At 51.1% G+C, this 18,808-nt stretch carries 14 protein-coding genes and 5 pseudogenes; 9 read left to right on the top strand and 10 right to left on the bottom strand.

Translation table 11 applies throughout. The features are described 5' to 3' along the window. Window positions 1-11: 11 nt before the first annotated feature. Window positions 12-1,679 (top strand): SGNH/GDSL hydrolase family protein, encoded by a 1,668-nt coding sequence (locus ACJJU9_RS15120; RefSeq protein ID WP_153350316.1) that lies wholly within the window; start codon window positions 12-14, stop codon window positions 1,677-1,679. Continuing rightward, window positions 1,679-2,599 carry a hypothetical protein gene (locus ACJJU9_RS15115; protein WP_153350315.1) on the top strand — a complete coding sequence of 307 codons (921 nt, stop codon included), beginning with the start codon at window positions 1,679-1,681 and terminating at the stop codon, window positions 2,597-2,599. Before ACJJU9_RS15120 ends, ACJJU9_RS15115 begins: the two co-directional genes overlap by 1 nt. A 147-nt stretch (window positions 2,600-2,746) precedes the next feature. On the opposite strand, the gene ACJJU9_RS15110 is transcribed toward ACJJU9_RS15115, so the two are convergent. From ACJJU9_RS15110 to ACJJU9_RS15100, 3 genes and pseudogenes are all read right to left on the bottom strand, one after another. Beyond that, on the bottom strand, window positions 2,747-3,637 hold the full coding sequence (locus ACJJU9_RS15110; protein ID WP_153350314.1) for a hypothetical protein: 891 nt from the start codon (window positions 3,635-3,637) through the stop codon (window positions 2,747-2,749). Between the two features lie 968 nt (window positions 3,638-4,605). Beyond that, complete coding sequence (locus tag ACJJU9_RS15105) at window positions 4,606-6,330, bottom strand: AAA family ATPase (RefSeq protein WP_407728890.1); 1,725 nt, start codon at window positions 6,328-6,330, stop codon at window positions 4,606-4,608. 1,164 nt (window positions 6,331-7,494) lie between these two features. Continuing rightward, window positions 7,495-8,060: pseudogene (locus ACJJU9_RS15100) on the bottom strand (tyrosine-type recombinase/integrase); the annotation flags it as partial. Window positions 8,061-8,080: 20 nt separating this feature from the next. Here ACJJU9_RS15100 and ACJJU9_RS15095 point away from each other — a divergent pair. The 5 genes and pseudogenes from ACJJU9_RS15095 to ACJJU9_RS15075 all read left to right on the top strand — a co-directional run. After that, window positions 8,081-8,362: pseudogene (locus ACJJU9_RS15095) on the top strand (phage tail protein); the annotation flags it as partial. After that, complete coding sequence (locus tag ACJJU9_RS15090; RefSeq protein WP_407728889.1) at window positions 8,337-8,543, top strand: tail protein X; 207 nt, start codon at window positions 8,337-8,339, stop codon at window positions 8,541-8,543. The pseudogene ACJJU9_RS15095 and the gene ACJJU9_RS15090, both read left to right, overlap by 26 nt. Window positions 8,544-8,913: 370 nt before the next feature. Next, complete coding sequence (locus ACJJU9_RS15085; protein ID WP_407728888.1) at window positions 8,914-10,065, top strand: hypothetical protein; 1,152 nt, start codon at window positions 8,914-8,916, stop codon at window positions 10,063-10,065. After that, window positions 10,062-10,808: a hypothetical protein gene (locus tag ACJJU9_RS15080; protein WP_407728887.1), complete on the top strand. Its 747-nt coding sequence runs from the start codon at window positions 10,062-10,064 to the stop codon at window positions 10,806-10,808. Before ACJJU9_RS15085 ends, ACJJU9_RS15080 begins: the two co-directional genes overlap by 4 nt. Before the next feature lie 234 nt (window positions 10,809-11,042). Beyond that, window positions 11,043-11,225: pseudogene (locus tag ACJJU9_RS15075) on the top strand (late control protein); the annotation flags it as partial. An 11-nt stretch (window positions 11,226-11,236) separates the two neighbouring features. Here the strand turns inward: ACJJU9_RS15075 and ACJJU9_RS15070 are convergent. Together ACJJU9_RS15070 and ACJJU9_RS15065 are read right to left on the bottom strand one after the other, a co-directional pair. After that, window positions 11,237-11,539 carry a BrnA antitoxin family protein gene (locus ACJJU9_RS15070; RefSeq protein ID WP_407728886.1) on the bottom strand — a complete coding sequence of 101 codons (303 nt, stop codon included), beginning with the start codon at window positions 11,537-11,539 and terminating at the stop codon, window positions 11,237-11,239. Continuing rightward, on the bottom strand, window positions 11,517-11,792 hold the full coding sequence (locus ACJJU9_RS15065; RefSeq protein WP_407728885.1) for a BrnT family toxin: 276 nt from the start codon (window positions 11,790-11,792) through the stop codon (window positions 11,517-11,519). Before ACJJU9_RS15065 ends, ACJJU9_RS15070 begins: the two co-directional genes overlap by 23 nt. 152 nt (window positions 11,793-11,944) lie before the next feature. Here ACJJU9_RS15065 and ACJJU9_RS15060 point away from each other — a divergent pair. After that, a pseudogene (locus tag ACJJU9_RS15060) lies at window positions 11,945-12,982 on the top strand (phage late control D family protein). A gap of 77 nt (window positions 12,983-13,059) precedes the next feature. Here the strand turns inward: ACJJU9_RS15060 and ACJJU9_RS15055 are convergent. From ACJJU9_RS15055 to ACJJU9_RS15045, 3 genes and pseudogenes are all read right to left on the bottom strand, one after another. Further along, window positions 13,060-16,293, bottom strand: a complete 3,234-nt coding sequence (locus ACJJU9_RS15055) for a DEAD/DEAH box helicase (RefSeq protein ID WP_407728884.1) — start codon at window positions 16,291-16,293, stop codon at window positions 13,060-13,062. A gap of 148 nt (window positions 16,294-16,441) precedes the next feature. After that, window positions 16,442-16,570: pseudogene (locus ACJJU9_RS15050) on the bottom strand (IS3 family transposase); the annotation flags it as partial. Window positions 16,571-16,816: 246 nt separating this feature from the next. Beyond that, complete coding sequence (locus ACJJU9_RS15045; RefSeq protein ID WP_407728883.1) at window positions 16,817-17,290, bottom strand: hemerythrin domain-containing protein; 474 nt, start codon at window positions 17,288-17,290, stop codon at window positions 16,817-16,819. Window positions 17,291-17,737: 447 nt separating this feature from the next. On the opposite strand from ACJJU9_RS15045, the gene ACJJU9_RS15040 reads away from it, so the two are divergent. Next, window positions 17,738-18,037 (top strand): RcnB family protein, encoded by a 300-nt coding sequence (locus tag ACJJU9_RS15040; protein ID WP_401095399.1) that lies wholly within the window; start codon window positions 17,738-17,740, stop codon window positions 18,035-18,037. A 169-nt stretch (window positions 18,038-18,206) separates the two neighbouring features. Here the strand turns inward: ACJJU9_RS15040 and ACJJU9_RS15035 are convergent, their stop codons facing one another. Both ACJJU9_RS15035 and ACJJU9_RS15030 read right to left on the bottom strand, forming a co-directional pair. Beyond that, window positions 18,207-18,413: a hypothetical protein gene (locus ACJJU9_RS15035; protein ID WP_123751518.1), complete on the bottom strand. Its 207-nt coding sequence runs from the start codon at window positions 18,411-18,413 to the stop codon at window positions 18,207-18,209. A 20-nt stretch (window positions 18,414-18,433) separates the two neighbouring features. After that, window positions 18,434-18,643, bottom strand: a complete 210-nt coding sequence (locus tag ACJJU9_RS15030; RefSeq protein ID WP_082148698.1) for a hypothetical protein — start codon at window positions 18,641-18,643, stop codon at window positions 18,434-18,436. Window positions 18,644-18,808: the final 165 nt, after the last annotated feature.

Here is an 18,808-nt window from a genome sequence, read left to right as displayed (position 1 = left end):
AGGAATACCAAGTGGAATTAAAGAACTTTTTCGCCCAGGACGACCAGGGCAACAAGTTGCCCGGAGCAACTTGCTACCTGTATCAACGCGGTACCGAGAATCTGTTTGGAGGGCTATATAAAACTAATGGCCTGCCATTGGCCAACCCATTCACCACAGACAAAAACGGCTTGGTGCAATTTGCAGCACCTAATGGCATCTATGACTTGCGAGTGGTGAAGGGGGAGCGTGATTACCGCTTACATATCCAGTTCAACGATGTATCTGAAACATTGGTTGCTGCCGAAGCAGCTGCTGATCGGGCAGAAACCGCTAAGGATGCCGCTGTTATCTCAGGCGGGATTAAAGATGACATTGAGCATGGATTACGTACCACTTCACCAGGTGAGAACTTTCAGGCTATTAGCAATGTATCTAAGACTTACGTAACGCTCTACAAAAATAAAGGGGATGGAGTTGCGGAGCCAATTGATAGTTATCCCAATATGCAGGCTATTGATGAATTAGGTATTAGAACCATGGATGCTGAGGCTAACGATATGTCGTTTGCTCTTGGCGACGAGGATATGAACTCCAGCTGGCTACAGACTGATCGTAGAGGCCAACCCACGAGATACGCGGCCAAATGCATGGGCGCGAAAATGCGGCCTGAAGATGCACCGGCGTTGATCGACGGAGCCTCGAAAGCCGCCGTTATTGAGGCGGGTTTCGGGACATTCGACGCTGATGCAAACGATATGTCGTTTTCTCTCACTGATAGTGAGTTTACCCAAAGTGATCTTGAGCTAGACCGGCAAGGACGATTCACGCAACGCGTGATTAATTCCATTGCTAAACGGATAGGCATCAGCACTGTTGTACCGCCTTTTCCGCTTGCGGCTTGGGCGTGCTGGGGAGATTCGCTCACAGCCGGTGGCTGGCCTACAACTTTGGCAGCCTTGTGCGGTCTGCCAGCTTACAACGGCGGCTGGGGTGGTCAGGGCTACAGCCAGATCGCAGCACGACAGGGCGGCGTACCAGCGCGCTTAACGGTTGCCGGTAACACTATTCCGGCAACTGGATCTGTGACGGTTACTGCGGCGTTGAATAACCCCCTGAGTGATGGCGGTGGCCGGCAAGGTTTGTTGGCCGGTGTGCTGGGCATGCTGAATATGGCGGGCGGTGTTCTGACGTTCACCCGGTCGGCCCAGGGTGAAGCGGTTAGCTGTCCAGCTATGAGTTATTTCACCCCTGCGGATGGGCTCGCGCATGCCGATCGGCATGTGACGATTTGGATCGGTCGTAACTCGTTTAAAGACGTTGCTCCTGCGCTGATCGTGGCTTCGATTCGCAGCATGATTGACTACCTGACGCCACGCGTTAAACGAGTGATTGTCATGTCCATTCCGCCTTGGGTAGGGGAGGAATTCGGAACGTCGGGCCGTGCAAGGCTGGACGCTTGCAACGCAGCAATTGCAGCGGCTTTCACTGAGTTCTGGCTGGATATTTCGGCATGGTTGAGGACTGCCGAGGCAGCAACAGCGGCGGGTATTACTTTCACTAGCGATGACCTAGCAGATATTTCTAACGGCCTTACGCCGCGTTCGCTGCGGTCTGACAGCGGTCATCTGAATGCCCTTGGCAACATTGCCATTGGGAAGCGTGTTTACCAAGAAAGTCAAATTAGAGGTTGGATGTGATGAGCGTAGGTCGTGTATTGATTATTCCTGGTTTGAAATTCAATAACCCTGATGCGCCCAAACTGGTTGAAGTTGACGTAATTGAAAGCGCGGGCTCGTTGCTTCTGATTGACCCAACTCACCCATCGGGTGTATGGCCTGGTGGTATTGGCCCATCCGGTAGCACTCTGCGCAACGTGCTGTGGAAGAAAGCTCAGGCGGTTTATGGTGCAGGTTCGGAGGCCAGCTTGGTGCCTACGCTGAATTATGCAGGCATGAGCGGTGCTACAGGTCTTCTTGAGCGCTCGTCGAAAGGCGGGTTGCATGCGTTAGTGTCGCAGGCGCCGGGGCTGGTGTCAGCCAAAAACACCCCTTATGCGCGTATCAATATTGATCTTGAGCTGCGTAAATGGCTTTTCCAAAACCCGACTAACGACTTGTATATCTCGATTTGGGGTCAGGTAACGCGGCCATATAAGACAGGGGTAGTGGACTCCACCTACACGGGGATGAGTGCTACTGCTCTTGTTGAATTGGCGACTGGAGGAGGTAACCAGCGCCTCGTGCTCGGTAAAAAGACGGAAGTGCAAAACGAGCTGGGCAAGCTGAGCAATAGTGAAAGTGCTTCTGGGCCTGTGTTTATGAACGGCGCCAGTCGTGGCTGGTTGACGAACCCAGCATTAGAAACCTCCATATTTACCAGTCTGCTAGGTGTAGGTAATACAGGTTTAAACAACACCTATACCAGTGGAGCCTCTACGGCAAAAACTCGTTGGCCTTCTTGGATTATCTACCGGGTATACGTTGAAGACCTGACGGTGTCCGGCCGAACTTATCAGCAGGTCCATGACATCGATTACGCACTGTATGAAAAAAATGTGTTGTGTGAAGGTGGGCGCTACTACGGTGATACCTATACCGTCCCGTCAGTCCTTCCATAATAGCTAACTGAGTTGTTCGATAAACAGCCCGTCATGTACGGGCTATTTTTGGTTTATGAGAACACTTAAAAACGATAGTGATAGCTGGTGAGCGGTCTGCCGGCGTTCACTTTTTAAAACTTGCCGCTCTTGCCGAAGTTAAACACCTTACTTCAGTTCGGTGACGTCATTTGGTGTGCTGAGTATCGAGGCCAAAATTCTGGTTCCTTCTGGTGTTGGGTGAATGCTGTCACGATAGAAGCTTTCCGACCAACGTGGATCGCGAGCAACGCTGTATACCTTGACGGAACTGTTTTGGCTGCTCAAAAGATCGGTTGCGTACTTTTCAAGAGCTGACGCAACGGGTGAGTTTCCTGCTTGTTCATTTTTATTCGGGTATAGAAAAAATGTTACAGGTCTTCCCTCTATTACTTTGTCGTTTAGAAAGTTTTTTAGTTCTTTCTTCCAGTCGCCCGGTTCTACTTTTAACTCTTTACGTGGCTCGCTGCATTTGTTCCAGTTGTATATGTATTTTTTGAATACATAAGCAGTGGCAAGAGTCGGGCTGGAGCGTGGGTGTGTTATATCGCATCTCCAAGAAGATGCTTGATCGAAGTCCTCTGAGTTTAATATGAAAATAAAGTTGTCTATGTTTTTAACAACTTCAGGGTGTTGTTTGAGATAAATTAGTTCGTTTCTAAGTGACCAGCTTCCGGCAGATATGGGCCAAACGGCGTTTTGGATTTCTGCTTGGAGTCTAGGTCCAAGCCTCTCTTCCTGCCGGTAAGGGTTCCCCCCCAGCACAACGCTATCACCGATCAAAAGGGTATCAATGTCTTCGCTAGGTTTGAAAGGGCCTGATCCCATGCTAAGAGAATTGAACTCCCACGAGTGGCTATGGAGGAATGATCCCGATTGGGATGGTTTAGGGATGTAACCTATTTCGTTATTAGCTTCATATAGTGGGAAGTCAGTGATCTTTGTTGCACGCACGCCTAGCTCTATAGCAATTAATAATATAGGGATAGTGATTGCTATTTTTTCATACGGTAGCTCCACTGCTTTTCTCTCCAAGACTGATTTATAAATTTATCAAAATACAATATCGACGTTCGTGTTGTTCTGTAGTAACGGCTCATCCTTGCTGTAGTAGCCGAGAATAGTACGCTTTTCCCATCTTACTCCAAAACAAAATCTTACCTAGGCTCATACGGACGCCTTTTATCCACAGATGAAAGCTGGCCGGTTGTTGAACAGAAGCCTCGCTCTGCATAAGGCCAAAGAGGCCCGGGAGGGTGATTAATAGAGCGACTTTAGGTGATCTATTGCTGCCAGCCAGAAAAATCCTGCTGCCCAATAAAAAATGGGACGAAAAAGCACTTATCCCCCTCCCGCCGACGGGCCTTGTGTCCTTTTTTTGTGCAAATCCAGATGTAGTGCAAACGAGCCTGCAGCCTAGGCGGGACATGGGGCTCTGCAGGGGCTCGGCCATTGCACAGAGTGCAAAGTTTTGAAGGGAAATGTAGCGCGGTTACACAGTTGCGTAGGTGGCGGCCACGGAAGGAGCAACGCTGAAGTGCCCGGTTTCATTGGGCGAAAACTTTTAAAACACGGTTTTTGGTGTGTTTTCAAAAAAGCGCACGATCTTTTGGGGCGGATATTGGCTGTGTGCGGGTAGACGCTGACTTCCCTGCAAGCCATGCGCGACGGGGCTTAAAGACAGCTTGGCTTATTTCACAGACTGACCATGGAATCTATCCTGCTAGAGCGCAAATTCAATGCCTTGATAAGGGGGCGGAAAATATGTGCATTGCCATTTTTCAGGGCTGACGCGGTTAAAGATTAGTAATTATTAATTACGACGAGAACTGCGGAAGGGCCTAAGGGTCACCCTATCTCCAAAAGTGCTCTCGGGGGAGCGAAAGCACCATTGGGTGACAGGTGAAAAGACTAGCTCATGTATTTTTCTGTATCGGTTTTTTAAAAGTGTGGTGAGTGATTGTTCCGTTCATAGCAGTCTCTACAATTTAATTCTTTGAATTTAAAATTTTAGAGAAGGTCTCGAAAATTTCAACAGGTAAAAACTTGGGGTAATCCGATATGGCTTCCATGACTCCTAGCTTAAGCACTGCATCTCCTTTGCCTCGAGCTATCGCCTGTAGTCCTGGAAACGCAGCTTTAAGTTTTTCTTCATAGTCATGGCCCTGGTGTAAAAGGAAGGAGCTCGGATAATTTAATTCGAATCCATTGACTAGTTTGGTAAGTAAAAGGTCGTTCAAGGCTATTCCGGATTGGGTCAGTAAGCTGTCAATCATAATTTGACACTCTTGCTGTGTGAGATCCGGAATTTCCGAATAGCGTGCTTTCCCGGTGCTTACGCCGAAATCAGTGAATTTTTTTTGGTTGTTGCGGATTAAGCAAAAACAGACATAAAGCGGGTCTAATAGATAATTTTCGATTGCATATCTACTGCCGCCACCAAGCACGATAATCGAATCGGTAGATTTGTTATCGTTGTCGAAGTCGATTATTCCCCAGACTAAATCATTTTTAGCATGGCGCAGTCTATTTACTATGCTAATAACGTCGGTGCAATTTGAGGTGCCGCTATGCGGCTCTATAAATACGGGTTGGTAGGTGAACTTGTGCAAGCGGGAGACGGCGCCAAAAAGCTTGTCGAAGTACACTACGTCATATTTGCTCTCGACAAATATTTGTCGGCGGCTTTCGAATGAGACACGGAGAAAATCCACTCCCTCTGTTAGCGTGCGAACAGCGTCCGAGTTTCTTACGCTGAATGGGGTTCTTGTTCTTTTATCTATTTCAAAAACACTATTTTCTGGTGCCATCGCGACGGTTGAAGGCGAATGTGTAGTGATGATAACTCTAATGCCCGCTTTGTTTACAATCGTCTCTGTCAGAATTTCAATTAATAGTTTTGAAAATTGAGGGTGCAGAGCGGCATCAGGTTCATCAAGTAACAGTAGTTCGGGAAGAATTCCTTCTTCCGTTGTCCTATAAATCGCTAGCGCGAGTGACATAAGGACTTTTTCGCCAGATGACAAATCATTAGTCGAGATCTCGATATTGCTATTTGTATCTTTTAATGTGACGCGGTATGGGAGTTCGAAGTCTGCAAGATTTGGTGGTGATATTTCATATGGCAAATTTGCACGAGCCAGAATGTCATTGATTAGATCCCATGGAGGAGGACCGTATTTCTCAACAAAATCTTCTCGGCTCAGATAGTTGTATCCGGTGCCGCCGTGCTTTGATGCTCTGTACTCCGCAAAATCATTTTTTTCTAATCGGTAGTGATAAGATTTTATAGTCATCGCAAGCTGTGCGGAGAATAACGAGTTCGGTGTGATGTCCGCAAAGCTGATGTTTCTAGCGATCTCTTCTTCTTTTATTTCATGAAGATCTTTGCCGGTGTCTGCAATTATTTTGCTGATGACGGCATTAATAGTCGGATTGCCATATCCAGAAAGGAAGTGGGTGAGATTCTGAACTTGGTTGTTCTGTAAGGCTTGTTTGTACAAGTGGCCAAGCTCAGTGACTTGATTGCACCAAGTAGTTATGTGTTCTGTAATTTGCGATGGGTGGCAATGTTCGGCTATTTGTGGCGTCAGTCCATTGAATCCAATGTGCAAAATATTTGTAACTTCAACATTGTCAATATGGATTTTCGCTACTTTGCTCGCAATAGCCTCCAATAGGTGACTTTTGCCACTGCCGTTCTTTCCGGTCAAGACGCAGAAATCGGGGAGACTAAAACTAATACCCCTTGGTATGGATTTGGGTTTGCGTGTACAACAATTTCCATAGGACGGTCCCTCGCTAGGTCTAGCCTAATAACTATGAGTTAAATGGCCATCATTTTTGATTTCGCGAGGTTACTCAGGAATGGTTGCGGAGTCCAGATTCCAGGCCGGTCAGCAGGAATCCTGCGAGCGGTTCATCCAACCCGGATCGTCTAAGGACGGAACAGTCCGAGTTGAGATTGGTTCTTAAGGGCATGGGGCTTTTTTAAAAAGAGCGATATAAGGAATACGACGTCGCCAGCGAGGCTGGCGGCCCCGGTTTTTCTGGGTTTTGGGTATTACAACGGGAGGTAATACGAAGCGATATGAAATGTAATATTTCCGCCAACCCCCCGGATTCATTGGGTTATAAGGAATAGAAATATAGCTTTATAGAAAGGTAATACTATCGCCTTCCTATCGCTCAAATATCGCCTTTTCCTGATACGGCTGGATGCCTTGGTTTACAAGGTCTGTAGCCGATTTTCGGATGGGATATTACTAATATTACTTTTTTTCTGGACCCCCACACATTTTAGGATTAGCACCTATAGGGAGGTTGAAATCAGGCTGGTCGACTTCAACGGTGAATTGGGTTTCTACGTCATCCATGGCGAAACGTCCCCTAAAATGGCCCCCAAGTAGATTGAAGTCATGTACATTCACCGCTGGAGGTCTTGAAATACGTGGAGCTGGTGAAGGGAATCGAACCATCGTTATCGAGGATTTCCCTTCGAACCAAACGGCCTTTGCATAAGCGAAAGGAGTATTTCTAGGGCCCCAAGCGGATAGGCTGAAGCGGCAGGATAGGGTTTCATGCCGGTAGGTTTGGGATAGTGTTCGGTCGGCAGGAAGTCGGTGGGGGGAAAAGGCCGAGTGACTTTTCGAGTGACTTTGTCACTCACGGTTAAGCACTGTTGGGCATCGTTGCAGCGAGCGCCAAGCGCGAAGCCTTGAAATTAGCGGCCTGTAGAGATACAAGCGTGCATGGGGTGCTAGGGGTCGAGTGTTCGAATCACTCCGTCCCGACCATATTTTTCAATGACTTAGCCACCTTTTGGTGGTTTTTTCATTTCTACCCTAGTGACTTTTCGAGTGACCTTGGGTTTCCTGCTATCCCTGCCTCCTCTTCAGGATCGTCAGTACCGGCCCGCGTGAGTCGGTTACTGATACCTTACTTGCAGCCTCAATCAGTTGGTCCAGCTCTGCCGCTGAGTAGTGACTGGTGATGCTGCTGTTCTTATGACCGAGCAATGCTTTGCGATCCTCCTCAGTCACGCCTGCTGCACGCAGCCTTCTGCCAAAGGTGTGCTTCAGGTCGTGAATGCGGATTCTGGAAAAGCCATCATGTGCTGGTCGTAAATACTTCTCCTGCCATTTCTTCGCCGCTCTGACCCTGGCCTTCTTCCAGGCTGAGTCATTCATGCGGTGAACCATCGTTTCGTCCCCATCGCCGTCTGGCTTGCCAAAAGGGAAGACGTACAGCTTGTGCTGGCCTCGCTGCTTCTCAATGACCGACTTGGCCACGGTGTTGAGAATCACCAGGCGCTCGTCCCGGTTCTTAACGTTCGTCCAGGTGAGTCAAAAAGCACGGTAACCAACTCCACCACCACAATCTTCCAATACCATTGAGTCTTGCAGATTTCCTGCACCCAACACCTAGTTTTAACCTTGAGCATAGTCTCCATTTACCAGCGGACCAAACCAACAAGCCATCGGCATGGGCAGCGAACGCATCACCCTCAAAGGCGCGATCTACCCCGGGTTTAAAGGCAGCCTCAAACAACTCGACACCCTGCGCAGCATCGGCGCCCAGCTCCAGCCGCTGGGCCTGACCACCGGTTACGGCGACGTACTGGGCAACTGGTGTTTAAAAAACATCGAAGAAGAACAAAGCGCCTTCCTGCAAGGCGGCATCCCCCGTAAACAGGGCTTCACCTTGGAGTTTATGCTCTATGGCGACGACCTGCAGAACCGCTAGAGGCGACGTGCTCGACATCCTCTGCCAAAACTATTACGGCCACCTCAACGGCACGGTCGAAGCCGTGCTCGATGCCAACCAAGGGCTGGCCGATGAGGTGCAGCTGTATCGGGCTGGGGTGGTGATTCACTTGCCGGATGTGGTGGGGGCGAGCGAGGAGGGGGTGATGTTGTGGGGTTGATGACTGCAAACGGCATCGTTTTTAAATGGCCGAGCATGAAATAGATAAAGCCTTCTCAATTAAAGGAAAGGTCTGACAGATCCTTGTTAGAACTGGCCGATACAGTCCGCGCTCCTCAAGACGTTGGCCGGTATCAATCGGCGCGGTCAGTTTTAATTAGGGAAAATACTGCATGCGCCTTATTCGTCGACAAGATCGCGAACGACTCGGAATTAGCTTCAGAAATATAGAATCACCATTCTTTGCAAAAGCGAACGTCGAGCTTGCTTTGCATTTGCCCCATACGCCTCTTAACTTATTTCATGTTGATGTGTTCGGTCGGCCAATGAGTGACCAACAAATCGTAGAGGCTGTTTAAAACGGAGACTTGTTGCTGGTCGACGCTGACCCCTTCAGTCCGTTAAGCGATGACAACTTGGGTCGGTATGCGCACATTACGGGGCAAGGCAGGCCCGGCAGTTTTCATAGCCACGTTGAGCGGGAGAGAGAGCTACTCCCAGTCTCAAAGCCAGAGTTCAGGCAGCCACTGCAAGAGCCGGGTTTCTATGTTGTTCCCAAAAGCACGACAGTCGATCAGTTAAAGGCTGCGCTGTTCTCGTCGCAATACCCGGCTGTGATGAGCAAGTTTGATGCACTCAACCCCGGGCTGAGTATTGTCAATGCCGGTTCGATGATCGTGTTGAGCGATCCCAATAACCTGCAATGCACCCGTGAAGAAGCGATATTGATGGCGGCCGCTGCCAAAGCTAATGAAGCAGTTAACGCGCTTAGCCCGGAAGAGGCTGACTTCATGGTCAGGCACCGTGGTGAAATCGAAACCTTTTTCGCCCAGGGTGCAACGGCAATAGGTATTGGCGAGGCGATGTTTGCCAAGAACCTGGATGACGTATCAAAACTTTTTAAAGAGGTCGAAGCGTTACACGTTCGTTCGTTCCAAGCGGATGGACATCTGCGTTCGTCAGCGTTTTTTGCAGAGCGTAAGCGGCTGCTGGCACAACTCAACACGAACCTGACCGCTTTAACCCGTAAAGGCATAGGGTTTGCGGACCATCCAAATTTAAAAAGTGCACTTGGCATCTCTACGCGGAGCTTGGTTCATCGCTGGACGGCAGCGGGCGGCCCCGATCAAATACCGGGATATGCCACCCATATTGAAGGTGTGTCCAAGGCATCCAAATATCTTAAGTTCGGTGGTTGGATTGGCACGGGTATTGGTGGAACTGCCTCTTACATGAAGGTTCAAGACGTTTGTTCGGCGGGTAATACTGAGGCTTGCAAGAGGGTTAAGTTTACTGAAACAGGCGGCTTTTTGGGCGGCTTCGCAGGTGGTGCAGCGGGAGGCGCAGTGTTAACAGGCTCTACTGTTGGATATGTTTGTTTGGGGCTTGGTGTGCCAACTGGCGGTGTTGGGACATTGGTCTGTGGCGTACTGGTCGTAGGAGTGGGCTCTTTAGGTGCTGGTATTGCGGGAGGAAAGGCTGGGGAGAGCATTAGCGACATAATTTACGAGGCCGTTAAATGAGTATAAGTACGAGTGATGCAATAACGTTAGGTGTGGGGCTATTTATTTTTGCTGGGTGTATTGGTTTTGTTGGTGTGGCGTTATATGTGGCGTATGCAAAGTTGGATGAAATGCTGGGTTATTTTGAAAACTCTCCAGTCGTTACAATTAAAGCGCCCTTAAAAAATGGAGGTCCCTGGGGGCGTTTGTTTGTTTTAGGTGGGATCGTCGGGGTGATAAAAGCTCCCGGTGTTTATATTCCAGACGGTGGAGCTTGTGTTGAAGATATTGCGAAGTTTCCGGAGGAACTAAAAGCAAGGCTGATTGCTCTTTATAAGGTAGGGGGGTGTTTTACGTGGGCTCTGTTTCTATTCGCGGCTGTAACGGTCGTGGACTGGTCATCAATGGGGGGGGCTCGGCTTGGGCTTGCACTGTTAACGATCGTTGCAATACCTGTTTGGATTTTATTATGTCTGCGCCTATGGCGTACCCAAATTAGTACGATTGCTACTGGTTTAAAAAATAGTTCGGCAATAGGTATCAGGTTGAAACTGAACGCTGGTGGGTACTTTGGAAGGCTGATTTTCATAATCGCGGTGTCGGTAATACTGACTTGTAGTCATGTTTTTATAAAGCGCGGCACACTTGATTCGGCAGATTTTGAAACGGTGCCAAGGAATCTCAGGTTTAAGCTATTTGTGTTGTTCGTGATCGAGGTTGGGTTGGTCGTTAGTTTGTTTTTGCTTTATTTGTTTGGGAAGTAATCTTATGGTTTTACTTGCTTCGTGAGGAATGAGTCAGGAAGCGTAAGTTGGCATTGCTAAAGTGTCCGTCAATAGCTCTTCTAGCTGAATTGGTTGCTCTGTGAGCGCTCGGAAATTCCGGACCATAAAATAGGGTTGTATTAAAATAAGTCTTGAATAAATCAGTATGGCACTTAAATTATTAGCCAACTATTGAGTGGTTTTTTTCATGTCTGAAATTAACCCGAGCGCCCCATATTTCACATTGTTTCAAATGGTTCTGATATCAACGCATTGATCAATGATTGCCTGCTATTACTGCGCACCACGGACAAATCCGGTATGGAGTCCGACGACTTCGAACTGAGTACCAATGACCGCGACAGCGCCGTATCCCTGCCAAGTCGCGCGGCCAGCCTCGAAAAATGGATATTTTATCATTTGCATTCTCAACCCTGGTGCTCTTGCACATATTGTTGCAGCGCTTGATCCAAGCGAGTTTGCCAGCCGCTACCACCCGCTTTGAAGTAGTCCACTACCTCTGGAGAAAGCCGCAAAGTGACCCGCTCTTTGAGCGGAGCTTTTTGAGGTCCGCGTTCGCCTCGACGACGGACAGTTGCTTGAGTGAAGAACGCATCAACGGCTGCCGGATCATTGGGGTCATACAACTCACCAGTTTCTGGCGTTACAGGCTCATCGGCAGCGGCTTCACGCTGGACACGTTCCCAATCAGTCTTGCTGGAGGTTTGCATAGTGTTTTCTCTCCTGTTTTGAAGCGCGGCGCAATGAGATAGCTCGAACATCCTGGTCACGTTCCACATAAACCAGCACCAGAACGACCCCCATAACCTCGACCATGGCGATGTCCAGCAACCGATCTTCATCCTGTCGAGGCGAGCAGAGTGTGATCTTGTTCGGCGCGTCGTACACCAAGCCAGCATCTGCCAAGTCAAGACCATGCTTGGCAAGGTTGGCTTGACGCTTAGCATCGTCGAAAACGATCATTGATTTTATCGTACTCACAAATAAATAAGCGGGCAAGCCTACTGTGGCAACAAGCAGACAGAAGGCGAGCGGCGAAACTAGCCTGTTTGGGCTTTTTTTAAACCTTCCTTGATTCTGTGTTTTGTGTGGGAATTTTCTAATTTGGAGTATTTATGACCCCCACCTTTCGCATCGTCGCAGACGGCGCCGACATCACTTCGTTGATCAATGACCGCCTGCTATTGCTGCGCACCACTGACAAACCCGGAATGGAGTCCGACGACTTTGAACTGCGCATCGATGACCGCGACAGCGCCGTCGCCTTGCCAAATCGCGGGGCCAGCATCGAAATCTTCCTCGGCTATACCGGCACAGCGCTGACCCGGTTGGGCCGTTACACCGTCGATGAAGTCGAGTTATCAGGCCCACCCGACACGTTGGTGATCCGAGGCAAAGCCAGCGACATGCGAGGCAGCGGCAAAAGCACACGCAGTGGCAGTTGGGAAAACGTCAGCCTGGGCAGCATCGTCAACGACGTGGCAGTGTGAAATGGTTGATCGCCCATCTGCCCGGTGACGACCGAAGTTGCCCGGGCGGATCAACTGAGCGAGTCAGACTTCAACTTCATCACCCGGCTGGCCAAGCAATACGACTGCACCGCCAAAGTGGCCGACGGCATGTTACTGGTCCTGCCGGGCCAGGCGGGGCAAAGCGCAAGCGGCAAGCTCTTGGGCGCATTCACATTGACCCGCATCGACGTAAGCCGATGGCAGTTTCGTTTGGTCGATCGCAGCGCCCACAAAGCCGTGATAACCAAACATCAGGATCCAAACACCGGCCAGTTGCACATCATCACCCTCAACAATGAAGACGCGCCGGAGGAACTCCCCCCCGTGCACACTGACCGGCATATCTACCCAAACAAATCTGCCGCCGAACAAGCGGCCAAAGCTCGGCTGACAGCCTTCAACCGTTCTACCGCTGCTGTTCGACTGGAAATGCCCGGGCGCACCGACCCGTTCGCCGAGCGGAGCATCAACGCCCAAGGCTTCAAGACAGGGCTCGAGGGCGAGTACCTGGTGGACTCGGTAGAACAGGTCTTTACCCAAAGCGGCTGGAGCACCACCGTTGAATGCAACGGGGGGAAGCAAGGCAAAGTCAAGGCTAGTGGTTTGAAGCCTGTAGTGCCGCTGAAAATCGTTGACCTCTAACCATCAAAACCCCAAACCCAACCCGCTCTCTGATTTCGTATAAAGCTTAGAAGAAGTACTTAAGGCGTCGGTATTTGTCATACATGGCTGTCGGTGGTTATCTGGGAATGAGCTGGTAGCAGCTCAATAACGTCACAGAAGAGTTTCCGCTGCTTCCAGTCATTGCGATCGCCAATCACATACAGGCGGCGCTTGGCCCGGGTGGCAGCGACGTTGAGCAGGTTAGGCTTGGACACTGCCCATTCGCGAGCGCCGCCGTTTTCACTGCTCCCACCCAGGACAAGGATGATTATTGCAGCCTCTTTACCTTGCATGGTGTGAATCGTACCGCGCACGATCTTGGTATCTAATCGATCCCTTAGCTGGTTGCGCACGTCCTGAAAGGGCGTGATAACTGCGATGCTATCCAGCGGCACTCCGTCGCTATAAAGCAATGCCAACAAACGTTCGAGCGCCTTGCCTTCATTGTCGACCCAATTGCCAGAGGAGCGGCCACTCGCGTGCACCCAGCCGGTGAGTAGACCGGCAGGAGTTTCTTTGGCGGGAGAGGGCTCGATGGTGCCATAGACCATGGCTCCGTCGTAGGCGATGCGATTAGCCAGGTCGAACATTGGTTTGTCACAGCGGCGATGCACCACCAGCGGCAGGCCGACCCAATGTTTCTTGTCCTTGGGACCAGCCATGCGACCCCAAGGGGTGGCCTGGTCGGCTAAGGTTTGGGCAGACTGGCGATTGGGTAGCCAGTGTGCATCGACTTGATAGCGGGTACGCATGTGTTCGAGCACGGCATCAGATACGGTGACGATCGGTTCCAATTGCAGCGGATCACCGACAAGCACAGCCCGGCGTGAACGCCATAGGGCCCCCACTGCAGCCTGCGGTGTAGCTTGACCTGCTTCGTCCACCAACAGCCAGCCAATCTCTGCGCAGCCAAGGCTACCGAAGGAGCGGGCGAACGAGGCGAAGGTACTGCTGAGCACCGGTACTACCATGAACAGCGAGGCCCATGCAGAACGTACCACGGACTTGGATACCCCCCGATAATGACTGCCAGTAAGCGTGCTGGTGATGAAGTCCAGGTTAGCGCGTAAACGCGAGGCTTCGATCTGGAAGAAGACGCGGTGCAGCTTGAGCGCTTCAATGAATACCTGTGCCCGAGCCTGACGCCAGCCTTCGACTATCCAGGGTTCGAGCAGCTCGATCTCGCTGCCTCTGCCGATCTGACCTTGTTCCAGCCAGACTTGCAAATGCCTGGCCTTGCCCGCCTGGGCAATGCTGCGAGCCTTGTCGAGTTGCAGGGCGGCGTGGAGCACGGCTTCATTGATCTCCTGTTCGTCTCTAGCCAATTGTTGATTGAGTTCGGTGAGCCGGCCGCTTAGCCGCTGTGCCTGGCGTTGCGCACAGTCGAAGGCGTCCTTGGCCAAGGTGCAAGTGCTATTGAGCAGTCGTTGCCGAGCTGCCCACGTGCGATGAGCACCCCAAAGGCTGAATAGGTTGGCGAGAAAACCCGGTTTTTTTGCAAGGTGTGCTTCAAGAGCCTGGAGTTCGCGTTGCAGTTGCTCGCGAGCGGGCTTGAGCTGCAGTGTTTCCAGCGTAGCGTGTTCGTCATCAAGACCGCTGCGTTGGGTCAGACGGACTTGGCGCTCCTTTTCCTTCTGATGTACTCGGGCTTTGGCGCTGATCACTGCCTGAACCCGTTCCAGAATGTCGCTGACTTGAGTGCGTATCGCTTGTTCGGCGTTCTTGGCGTCCTGGTATTGCTTTACGGCGGTGCGCCAGAAATTGGTTTTTTCGGCGGACGAGAGCAACTTCATTTGTGGAACTTGCTCGGACAACCATTCGCGCATGCCTTTGGGGGCTGGCTTGTCTTGCGTGTTGTTCGCTACGGATGCGTCGGGCGTTGGGTCGTCGTCCGGGAGATCTTCGTCCAAGATACCGTTGTCGAGGGCCTCTGGTTGGGAGAGTGTGGATTCGTCTTGGGTCTTATTGGGTGGACGCTTGCCATAGAAGAAGCGATCGACGAACTGGGTACGTTTGGCTTTGCTGCCCAATGCCGCAGAAATCATTGCCCAAGCCGGTTTGTCGCTGGTGAGTTCGCCCAGTTCGCTGAAGTATTCGGCATCGGGCAGCCAGGATGGGTCAACCTTATCCTGCTGGGGCAACTCGAGAGTAACGTTCTCCACGGCACCATTATTGGAGGAGGCTACCACCATTTCGAAGCCAAACAGGCGGGGGTTGAGCTGATAGGCAAAGCGTTCGCGTCCGCCATCGTTGGCGGATTCGCGACCATCCTGGATGAAGGCGTCCGAGGCCCTGGTCAACGAGGCCAGTACGTCGGCTCGCTGTGTCACCACTGCTGCGATCAGGTCGCGGAGCAGGGTGGTCTTCCCGGTACCTGGCGGACCGTTGACGCCCATTATGCCGGTGTTGTTACTGAGGTTTTGGAGCAGGCTGTTGACTGCCAGTTGTTGGGAGTGCACCAACCCCAAATGTCTTTCGGCAGGCCAGCAGCCGGTCGCATAGCGCGAGGGGGCGAGGCGATCAATCAGAGCCAGATCTGCTTCGGACTTGTCGAGGTGCAGGTGCTGGGTGGTGTCGTGATGACTCAGGTAGCGGGCCAACGGCTCGCTAGTTTCGCCACGGGCCAGGGCATCGGCCATATCGGCCAAATCGCTTAGCAGGAAGCTGTTGAGCGGATCGTCTTCTTGTTCGGGCTTGTTCGGGTTGATCGGTGCTGAGCGGAAGCGATGTTCGCGCGGCGTGTCTGCGAAAAAATCATCGAGTCCCAAGGTCTGGCGAATACAGTTTGTCAGCCGTGACAGGTCAGCAGCGTGGACCACGCCACTGAGCAGACTTTTAGCCTGTTCGCGGAGGGAATCCTGGGTCTCCTCGAAGCCGCGTGTCCAATCTTTCTTGTTGATGGCGCAGCCGACGAACCATGCCTCGCTGGATAGCACCAAGCTATCAACCACCATCATGCCTTGATCGTTGAACTTGAGTGCGTATAGGGCGGTGAGCCTTTGTTGTGGCTCCTTGTAGCCTTGGTCAGCGCCGTAGAGAGTCTCTAGCTGGCGAGAAACATCCAGGTTGTTGTAGAGGTGTGCGTAGAGCGTGTGGCTCCATACGCGTTTGTTCGGCAGGCGCTGTCGGCTCAGGGGATTGGCTGGTATCCACGGCAGGATTTGGGCTGAGGTGGGGATGTCTTGGAAAAACGGCTGGTAGTCGCTGTCGCGCTTTTTCAGCTTTGGGACTGCCTGAGGTTGCAGCAGTTCGACGGCGTGCCAATAACGGACGATATTTTGCGAATTCATTCACTACGTCCTTGAAAGCGCTGGGGCTTGGATTCCTGGCAGGGAAGGATATCAGGCATGTTGCATCGCTTGATGGCGCCCGGCGCGCAAAAGTGATGCTAATCGTGAGCCGGGTCACTTACCTGAGAGATACAAGGTGGCGTAGTTACCGCCACAGACGCTGACGGAAGTGGCGACTTCCATATTGCGACCCCTGATCCGAAAGAAATAGCAGCCCTTGAGGCTTACCGCGTTGCTCATAGGCCATATCCAGTGCTTTGGTGACCAAGTCACCATCCAGTCGCAAAGGCGACTCGCCAAAGCCGAGCGAACGACAGGCTTCAATGCGGCTGTAATTTTACTTGAGTACGAGGTCGACAGCCTCGCGTTTGAATTCAGCGGAAAAGATACGGCGTTGTCTGGTCATCTGACACCTCGATATGGCGAACATTCGTGCCTGAATGGGTGTCCGGAATCATTAGACCACTGCAATAACTGAAAGCCCGCTGAGTAGCGGGCTTGGGTTTAAATCAAAGAGGTACTATCAAGCGGCTTTCGATGGGGTCAAACTTTTCTTCAGGCTTGCTTTGAGAGTAAGCATTTGATCCCCGAGCTCATCAAGTTTGGCTTTTCCCAAGATCTTTTTCGCGTGAGGGAACATGTCGGTTTCTTCTTCTTCAATGTGGTGTTCCAAGAGTTCTTTGATCACTTTCACGCGACCAGCGAACTCAGGGCTTGTCGGATCTGTGCCCTTCAGGTCAGGCAGTACCAGGGAGTCGACTGTGCGGTGCTCCTCTTTGGCTTCATAGTACATTTCTGCCTCAGCTTTACCGCCTGCAGCTTTATAGGCCGGGTAAAGGATTTGCTCCTCAAGCTGGGTGTGAATGCTTACTTCCAGTTCAAGCTTTTCCAAAAGCTCCTTGCGTTTCTTGACGGCCCGATCAGTCGACTCGCTTAACTGACTAAGAATGCCTTTTACTTTTTCGTGGTCGGCTTTCAGAAGGTCGATGGCGTTCATGGTATTCCCTCGCTATCACGGATGGTGGGGGCCGATCTTTGCCGGCAATGTCCTTATGCCTGTCGCATTTGCCGTGCCAGTTTTCCGGGAATTTTTTTTCGCTTAAATTCAGTCGGTTGCGGTGGATGGTGGCTAATGGCGCTCATGCAGCATGCCCGATCCTGTCTTTCGGACGATGCATAAATCCCTGCTCAATTGTTCAAACGGGATTACCTCTCACTTAGTCGTCATTTTAATGAACGCTTCCTGTGCAGGCTGGTCAACCTCATACCACCCCAGCGAGCGCATAGCTGTGGTGACTTCTTCATGAAGTCTGCTTGATTGGGTCAGCAACGTGTTCGCTATGAGCGGGCTAAAGGATTCTGAAAGCCCTGCCTGAGCACTGCCCGGTCTGACAGAGGATTGATCAACGCACTCGCTGCGCCACGTCCACAGAGGGAATAACTGATGACTTACAAAAAACCATTTGCCGCTTTAACCATCGGGCTGCTTTGCTCACTGTCCAGCCTGTCCTTTGCCGCCGATGAGCCTAGCGTGACTCTTGATCGACCAGGTGCCGGCGCAGTGGAAATGAAGATTGGCGATATAGTCCCGGCTGAATATCAACGTGAGAGCCTGGAAATCAAAGACTGGAAAAATCGCAAGCTTAAAGCACCTGAGCAGCATGAGCAGTGGGTGGAGATCAAGGGCAAATACATGTTGATTAGCGTCCCTACCGGAACGATTAAAGAGATGGTCAACAAGTAATGAAATAGTGCCGGCCTGACGTCGTGCGCTTCTTTCTGAACGCATGTATTTTCGGCCAGGTCAGTACTGTTGCTATTCGCGAAGAGTTACAGGCTGACTTGGCCCAGGCTTTCGATGACGTCCTGCTATGACGTCCTGGCTGATGCAGTGCAGTAGATAGCCTGATCCCTCACTCGCGCTTCCAGGCCATCTCATTACCCGAAAGCATCGGCACCAGCGACCGATCACACATATCGGCCATGGACAACAGTTTCTGCGCTTCTTCGCGATCACCTGCCTGAATCAGTCGCCAGGCTTTGACGCGCATCCTTTGGCCGTGGTCATAAAGGTTTTCGGAGGCTCTGGCTATTCCCTCGTTACCTGAAGGCTTGTTCATGGGATGGGTTCCTGCTGTGTTCAGTGGAGAGTCACGACACGGCGGCTCTCGCCAATGCGGATTCTGTCTAACGCCCGGTTTAATGCATCAAGTGCTTCAAGCAGTGCTTTAGCCTCGGTCTCTCTGCCATCGCCCCATAAACGTTCAGCCATTTTGTTGAGCGTAAGGATGGATCGCTCGATATCTGCAGCAGTAGCGGCTGCAGATGTTGCAGTTTGTTTCTTCGGCATTGTCACAACTTCTGCAGTTCTGGATGGGCAGTCATCTAACTATCATTGATCCGCCTGGCTTGCCAGCCCCGTTATGTATCCCAGTGGTAATGAGGTTTTGCGAAGGCCTGTGCGCGTGAATTCGCTGGACACTTAAATTGTAAAAATCCAGTTGTAGGATAAATC

Origin of the sequence: Pseudomonas helleri (genome assembly GCF_045830615.1) — a bacterium.
Taxonomy (GTDB): Bacteria; Pseudomonadota; Gammaproteobacteria; order Pseudomonadales; family Pseudomonadaceae; genus Aquipseudomonas; species Aquipseudomonas helleri.
This window is presented reverse-complemented; position numbering and strand designations above follow the sequence as displayed.